This is a genomic window from Micromonospora sp. RTBAU3-60, from assembly GCF_054963695.1.
In genome coordinates this window covers 26,193-33,023 of sequence record NZ_JBUEGB010000073.1, presented here as the reverse complement: position 1 = coordinate 33,023, position 6,831 = coordinate 26,193, and the positions used below count along the sequence as shown (strand labels likewise).

Sequence of the window (6,831 nt, the reverse complement as noted above, 5' to 3'; positions counted from 1 at the left end):
GCTCGGGCTGAACCTGTTCTCCCAGGGCATCGACCCGATGATCGACTTCTCCAACATCGACGAGATCAAACGGGCCGTCGAATACTGCAACCAACTGCCGGTACACGAACGGCACCCCTACGCCGGCGACCTGGTCTACACCGCCTTCTCCGGTTCCCACCAGGACGCGATCAAGAAGGGCTTCGACGCCCTGCACGTCGACGCCGCCGCGGCCGGCGTGCCGGTGGACGAGTTCACCTGGGCCGTGCCGTACCTGCCGATCGACCCCAAGGACCTGGGCCGCACCTACGAGGCGGTCATCCGGGTCAACTCGCAGTCCGGCAAGGGCGGCGTCGCGTACATCATGAAGAGCGAGCACCAGCTCGACCTGCCGCGCCGCCTCCAGATCGAGTTCTCCGGCGTGGTTCAGCAGGTCACCGACCACGACGGCGGCGAGGTCGAGCCGGGCACCATGTGGGAGATCTTCGCCCGCAACTACCTGGTCGACCACCAGGTCGACCCGGCGGTCGCCCTGACCAGCTACGCCATCGGCACCGCCGACGGCAAGGTCGAGATCGAGGCCCAGGTGGGCTTCGGCGGCGAGGTCCGCCCGCTCACCGCGGTCGGCAACGGCCCGATCGACGCGTACGTCAACGCGTTGCAGTCCCTGGGCGTGGCGGTACGGGTGCTCGACTACCACGAGCACGCGCTCTCCTCCGGCGGGGACGCGCAGGCCGCCGCGTACGTGGAGTGCGAGGTGGACGGCCGCACGGTCTGGGGCGTCGGGGTGGACCCGAACATCGTGACCGCCTCGGTGAAGGCGGTCACCAGCGCGGTCAACCGCGCCCGTGCCTGAGTCGCCCGGCGGCGCCCGGCCCTGTGCCGGGCGCCGCGCTACCGCTTGTCGGGCGGGGTCGAGGCGGGCAGCGAGGGGCACGGCTGAGCGCCGGGCGCCTTCCGGGCCGGGCGGTGGATCAGCAGCCCGGCCATCGCGGCCCCGACCAGCAGCAGGCCGGCACACCAGAGCATCGCCCCGCGGAACGCGCCGGTCAGCGCGCCCTTCTGCTCGTACCCCGTGCCGGAGAGGCCGACGACCAGCGGCAGCGCGGCCACCGCCAGCAGGTTCCCGACCCGCGAGGCGGCATTGTTGAAGCCGCTCGCCACCCCGGCGAACCGGTCCGCCACCGCCGCCAGCACCGAGGCGGTCAGCGGGGCCACCACCAGGGTCAGGCCCACGCCGAACAGGACCACCCCGGGCAGCACATCCACCCAGTACGACGCGCCCGGCCGGATCCGCCGCAGCAGCACCAGGCCGACCGCGGCGATCACCGGGCCGACGGTGAGCGGCAGCCGGGGACCGATCCGGGCGGACAGCGCCCCGGCCCGGGGCGAGCCGATCAGCAGCGACGCCGTCACCGGCACGGTGGCCAGCCCGGTGAGCATCGCCGACCAGCCCACCCCGTTCTGCAGGTAGACGGAGAGGAAGAAGGTGAAGCCGCCGAGGGCCGCGTACACGACCACGGTGTAGACGTTCAGCACCGAGAAGAGCCGGCTGGTGAAGAGCCCGGTGGGCAGCATCGCGGCCTCGCCGCGCCGCCGTTCGAACAGCACGAAGATCACCGCGGCGAGCACCCCGACCAGCACCGCCGCCAGCACCGCGGGGGAGGTGGCGCCGCCCGTCCGGGCGTCGATCAGGGCGTACGTGACGCCGCCCAGGGCCAGCGCGCCGAGCAACGCCCCGACCACGTCGAACCGCCGTCCCGCCCCGGTACGCGAGACATCCACGTCCCGGCTCTCCGGCACCCACCGCAGCGTGGCGAGCACCACCGCCACCGCCAGCGGCAGGTTGATGAAGAAGATCCACCGCCAGGAGAGCGCGTCGATCAGCCACCCGCCGAGGAACGGGCCAAGCGCCGTCGAGACGCCGGAGAGCCCGGACCAGGTGCCGATCGCCCGTCCCCGGTCGTCGGGGTGGAAGCTGGACTGGAGCACGGAGAGGGAGCCCGGGGTGAGCAGCGCCCCACCGGCGCCCTGCAGGAACCGGGCCACGATCAGCCAGCCGGTGCCCTGGGACAGTCCGCAGAGCACGGACGCCGCCGCGAACCAGACCACGCCGAGCAGGAAGACCCGCCGCCGGCCGAACCGGTCGCCGAGCGCGCCGCCGAGCAGCACGAATGCGGCCAGCACCAGCAGGTAGCCGTTGACGGTCCACTGGAGATCGGCCACGGTGGCCTTGAGCTCCGCGCCGAGCCGGGGCAGCGCCACGTTGACCACCGTGGCGTCCAGGAACACCATCCCGGAGGCGAGGACCGCGGCGAGCAGGGTGCCGCGCCCGGCGGCGGTGTTGATCCGGAGCGCGGGAGCGGGTGCCGTCATGGGTATCCACTCTGCCCGGCACCACCGCCCGACGTCACTAATCACAGAAACCCTTCCCGGGGTACTGTGCGGACTCGCCGGGAGCCCGCAAGCTGGAGAGGTGTCGTCTGTGCGTACGAGAGCAGGAGTCCGGGCCGGGCTGGTGGCCGCGGCCGCCGCGATGCTCGCCCTCGGCGCGGCGGGTTGCGTGCCGGTGGTCGACGAGCCGGAGTCGACGCCGAGCGACGCCGGCAACGTCATCCAGCAGCTGGATCAGTTGACGGTCGCTGCCGCCGGGTCGATGAAGGGCTACAGCCGGTCCCGCTTCCCGCACTGGCGGGACACCGGCAAGAACTGCGACGTGCGGGACAGCGTGCTGCAACGGGACGGGGAGAGCATCGAGCTCTCCGGGTGCAACGTGGTCGGCGGCCAGTGGGAGAGCCGGTACGACGGGCAGGTCCTGACCGACCCGACCGACGTGGACATCGACCACGTGGTGCCGCTGGCCAACGCCTGGCGCTCGGGCGCGGACAAGTGGGACGACTCGAAGCGCGGCGACTTCGCCAACGACCTGACCCGGCCGCAGCTCGTGGCGGTTTCCGCGCGCTCCAATCGGGCAAAGGGTGACCAGGACCCGTCCCAGTGGAAGCCGGCGAACCGGTCTTACTGGTGCCAGTACGCCGCTGACTGGGTGACGGTCAAGCACTACTGGCGGCTGACGGTGACCACCGCCGAGAAGGCCGCCATCACCGACATGTTGGAGGGCTGCAAATGAGCGAGCGTCAGCGAGCGAATCATCACTGCAGCGCGCTGGTGCCTCATGCCGGCACGCAGCGGAGCGGAGTGCCGGCATGACCGAGGGTTCGGCGACCGGGCCGGCCGCGGCCGGGATGTCCGCGGACGGTGCTTCGTCCGCTCCCGCCGACGTCTCCGGGGCGGGCATGTCCGCCGACACGGTCCCGGGCACTCCCACCGGTGGCGCGCCGGCCGGGCCGCAGCAGCGGGTCACCGACATCACCGCCGGGCCCGGCGGGGTGATGACCGACGAGGTCGGCGTGGTGACCGGCGAGCTGACCCTGCGCACCGCGCAGGCCGACGGCCAGGTCACCCTGTCCGTGCAGTACAAGGACGCCGACGAGTGGTACGCGGTGACCGGTGGCCGGGCGCCGCTGGCCGATCCGGCCGGGCTGGACACCGTGCACACCATCGCGGTGGCCCTGCTCAACCGCCCGGAGGGCTGACCGCACCGACGACGAGGCCCCTCCCCCGTCCGGGGAAGGGGCCTCGTGCCGTGGTCACGGGGTCGGGATCAGCTCGCCGGGATCGCCCGGCGCCGCGCCCTCGTCCGGCCGGACCAGCTCCGGCTCCACCTCGTGCGGCCGGATCCGGCCGGCGGCGATGTCCTCGGCGTAGTGGCAGGCCACCCGGTGTCCGCTGAGCACCTCGCGCAGCGCCGGCCGCTCCTCGGCGCAGCGGGTCGGCTGGGCCCACGGGCAGCGGGTGTGGAACCGGCAGCCGGCCGGCGGGTTGCTCGGCGAGGGCAGGTCACCGGCGAGCAGGATCCGCTCGCGGCGGTCCTCCGTCACCGGGTCCGGCACCGGCACCGCCGACATCAGCGCCCTGGTGTACGGGTGCATCGGCTCGCGGTAGAGGTCGTCACTGGACGCCTCCTCCACCAGGCCACCGAGGTACATCACCCCGACCGTGTCGGCGATGTGCCGGACCACCGCCAGGTCGTGGGCGATGATCAGGTACGTCAGGCCGCGCTCGTTCTGCAGGTCCTCCAGCAGGTTGAGCACCTGCGCCTGGATCGACACGTCCAGCGCGGACACCGGCTCGTCGGCGACGATCAGGTCCGGGTCGAGCACCAGCGCCCGGGCGATGCCGATCCGCTGCCGCTGGCCGCCGGAGAACTCGTGCGGGTACTTGCTCAGCGCGGAGGCGGGCAGGCCGACCGCGGCCAGCGCCTCCCGCAGCTTCTTGGCCGTGGCCGCCTTGTCGCCGGCCAGGCCGTGCGCCTTGAGCCCCTCGACCAGCAGCGACTCCACCGACTGCCGCGGGTCCAGGCTGGACAGCGGGTCCTGGAAGATCATCTGCATCCGGCGGCGGGCCCGGCGCATCGTCTCGCCCTTGAGCGAGCGGATGTCGGTGCCGTCGAAGACGATCTCCCCGGCGGTCGGCTCGACCAGCCGCAACAGGCCCCGGCCGAGCGTGGACTTGCCACACCCCGACTCACCCACCAGCCCGTACGTCTCACCCTTGTTGATCGACAGTGAGACGCCGTCGACGGCGTACACGTAGCCGACGGTGCGGTCGATCAGCACGCCGCTCTTGATCGGGAAGTGGACCTTGACGTCGCGCAGTTCGACCAGTGGTCCGGTCCGCTCGGTCACGGCACCGCCACCTCCTCGGAAACGGGGTTGTTGCAGCGCAGGTCGCCGCCGGTGGCGGTGGGTTCGAGCGGAGGCGTCCCCTCCAGGCAGGCGTCCACCACGTTGTCGCAGCGGGGGGCGAAGGCGCACCCCTCGGCCCACGGAATGTTGTCGGCCACCGAGCCGCGGATGGCGTGCAGCCGCTCGCCCCGCGGCGCGTCCAGCCGCGGCACCGAGTTGAGCAGCCCGTGCGTGTACGGGTGCCGCGGCCGGGCGAACAGCTCGTGCCGGGCGGCCCGCTCGACCACCTTGCCGCCGTAGAGCACGTTGACCGTGTCGCAGAGGCCGGCCACCACGCCCAGGTCGTGCGTGATCATGATGAGCGCGGTCCCGGTCTCGTCGACGAGCTGCTTGAGCAGGGTGAGGATCTGCGCCTGGATGGTCACGTCCAGCGCGGTGGTCGGCTCATCGGCGATCAGCAGCCGCGGCTTGCAGGCCAGCGCGATGGCGATCAGGGCGCGCTGCCGCATGCCGCCGGAGATCTGGTGCGGATACTCCTTGAGCCGCCGGGTCGGGTCGGGGATGCCGACCGCGTCGAGCAGCTCCCGGGCCTCCTTCAGCGCCGCCTTGCGGTCCATGCCGCGGTGCCGCTCGAGCACCTCCGCCACCTGGACGCCGATCGGCACGACCGGGTTCAGCGAGGAGAGCGGGTCCTGGAAGATCATGCCGATGTCCCGGCCGCGCCGGTCCCGCATGTCGTCCGGACGGAGCTGGAGCAGGTCGGCACCGTCGAAGAACACTTCCCCGGTGACCTTGTTGCCCCGCCGGGGCAGCAGACCCATGATCGCCAGGCTGGTCACGCTCTTGCCGCAGCCGGACTCGCCGACCAGGCCCACGGTCTGCCCCGGCTCCACGCTGAAGCTGACCTTGTCGACCGCGGTGAACGGCCGCTCACCGCGACGCTGGAACACGACGCTCAGATCGCGTACGTCGAGCAGGCTCATCGGGTCACTTCCTCTCGCCGATCGGCGGCGGTCGTGCTGGTCCCACGCATCGCCGTCACCGCCGGTTCTTCGGGTCGATCGCATCGCGCATGCCCTCACCCAGCAGGGTGAAGCCGAGCGCGACCACGATGATCGCCAACGCCGGGTAGTAGGCCAGCTCGGGCCGTACCTCGAAGTAGCGGATGCCGTCGTTGCCGAGCATCGCGCCCCATTCCGCCCGGTTGATGTCCGGGTCGCCGAGACCGAGGAAGGAGAGCGAGGCGGCTTCCAGGATCGCGGTGGAGAGGGTCAGCGTGGCCTGCACGATCACCGCGGTCATCGCGTTGGGCAGCATGTGCCGCAGCACGATGGACCGCTGCTTCACGCCGAGTGCCCGGGCGGCCAGCACGTGGTCGCTCTCCCGCTGGGCCAGCATCGAGCCGCGCAGCAGCCGGGCGAAGATCGGCACGTTGACGATGGCCACCGCGAGGATCACCGTCCACTGGCTGGACCGGCTGGCCAGGGCGACCAGGGTGATCGCCAGCAGCAGGGCCGGCAGAGCCAGCATCACGTCGGTGAGACGCATCAGGAGGTTGTCGACCCAGCCGCCGAAGGCGCCGGCGACGGCGCCGATCAGCACCCCGAGCGCCAGCCCGATCAGCGTGGCGAACACGCCGACGAAGAGGGTCTGCCGGCTGCCGTAGATGAGCCGGGACAGGAAGTCACGGCCCAGCGGGTCGGAACCGAGCGGGAAGCCGTCGGTCGCGCCGGGGATGGACTCGGCAGTCAGATTCTTCGTCAGTTCATCAAAAACCCGCATCGGGTCGTGCGGCGCGAGCAGCGGCGCGAAGATCGCCACCAGGATGAACACCGCGACGATGGCGGCGCCGAACATGGCGACCGGGTTACGCCGCAGCCGGCGAAAGGCGTCCCGGACGAGGCTCACGCCGCCCTTGTCGGCGCTGGCGCGGGCCAGCTCGTCCAGCCGCGCCTTCTTCCGGTCGCCGAGCCGGCCGATGCCGCGCTCGGTCGCGCTCGCCGGCCGTTCACCGGTGCCGGTTGGGTCGGCGCCGTCGCGGGGGGCGGCCACCCCGGGCCGGGTGATCGGGTCGCTCATGCGGCCACCTCGCTTCGCTCGGCGG

Annotated in this window: 7 protein-coding genes; 3 read left to right on the top strand and 4 right to left on the bottom strand. The window is 72.1% G+C overall.

Annotated elements, in window-relative coordinates; genetic code table 11:
* On the top strand, positions 1-835 hold an 835-nt coding region (locus ACY34I_RS34660), incomplete at its 5' end, for an alpha-isopropylmalate synthase regulatory domain-containing protein (RefSeq protein ID WP_462759371.1).
* Positions 836-873: 38 nt separating this feature from the next.
* Here ACY34I_RS34660 and ACY34I_RS34655 read toward each other — a convergent pair.
* A complete protein-coding gene (locus ACY34I_RS34655) occupies positions 874-2,355 on the bottom strand; it encodes an MFS transporter (RefSeq protein WP_462759370.1) in 1,482 nt (493 codons plus the stop codon).
* 160 nt (positions 2,356-2,515) lie between these two features.
* Between ACY34I_RS34655 and ACY34I_RS34650 the strand changes: the two genes are divergently transcribed.
* Complete coding sequence (locus ACY34I_RS34650) at positions 2,516-3,109, top strand: HNH endonuclease family protein (RefSeq protein ID WP_462759373.1); 594 nt, start codon at positions 2,516-2,518, stop codon at positions 3,107-3,109.
* A 76-nt stretch (positions 3,110-3,185) separates the two neighbouring features.
* Positions 3,186-3,575, top strand: coding sequence for a hypothetical protein (locus tag ACY34I_RS34645; RefSeq protein WP_462759369.1), 390 nt, complete (start codon positions 3,186-3,188; stop codon positions 3,573-3,575).
* 54 nt (positions 3,576-3,629) lie between these two features.
* Here ACY34I_RS34645 and ACY34I_RS34640 read toward each other — a convergent pair whose 3' ends face one another.
* Genes ACY34I_RS34640 through ACY34I_RS34630 form a run of 3 tightly spaced genes read right to left on the bottom strand, consistent with a single transcriptional unit; the run spans position 3,630 to position 6,806 of the window.
* Positions 3,630-4,727: an ABC transporter ATP-binding protein gene (locus ACY34I_RS34640; RefSeq protein WP_462759368.1), complete on the bottom strand. Its 1,098-nt coding sequence runs from the start codon at positions 4,725-4,727 to the stop codon at positions 3,630-3,632.
* Positions 4,724-5,710 (bottom strand): ABC transporter ATP-binding protein, encoded by a 987-nt coding sequence (locus tag ACY34I_RS34635; RefSeq protein ID WP_462759367.1) that lies wholly within the window; start codon positions 5,708-5,710, stop codon positions 4,724-4,726. The genes ACY34I_RS34640 and ACY34I_RS34635 overlap by 4 nt, the downstream gene beginning before the upstream one ends.
* Positions 5,711-5,765: 55 nt before the next feature.
* Positions 5,766-6,806: an ABC transporter permease gene (locus ACY34I_RS34630; RefSeq protein ID WP_462759366.1), complete on the bottom strand. Its 1,041-nt coding sequence runs from the start codon at positions 6,804-6,806 to the stop codon at positions 5,766-5,768.
* Between the last annotated feature and the right edge of the window lie 25 nt (positions 6,807-6,831).

Coding starts and splice junctions, on each gene's coding strand:
- ACY34I_RS34655 (WP_462759370.1), bottom strand. CDS start 2,355: ATGACGGCACCCGCTCCCGCGCTCCGGATCAACACCGCCGCCGGGCGC.
- ACY34I_RS34650 (WP_462759373.1), top strand. CDS start 2,516: ATGCTCGCCCTCGGCGCGGCGGGTTGCGTGCCGGTGGTCGACGAGCCG.
- ACY34I_RS34630 (WP_462759366.1), bottom strand. CDS start 6,806: ATGAGCGACCCGATCACCCGGCCCGGGGTGGCCGCCCCCCGCGACGGC.
- ACY34I_RS34645 (WP_462759369.1), top strand. CDS start 3,186: ATGACCGAGGGTTCGGCGACCGGGCCGGCCGCGGCCGGGATGTCCGCG.
- ACY34I_RS34635 (WP_462759367.1), bottom strand. CDS start 5,710: ATGAGCCTGCTCGACGTACGCGATCTGAGCGTCGTGTTCCAGCGTCGC.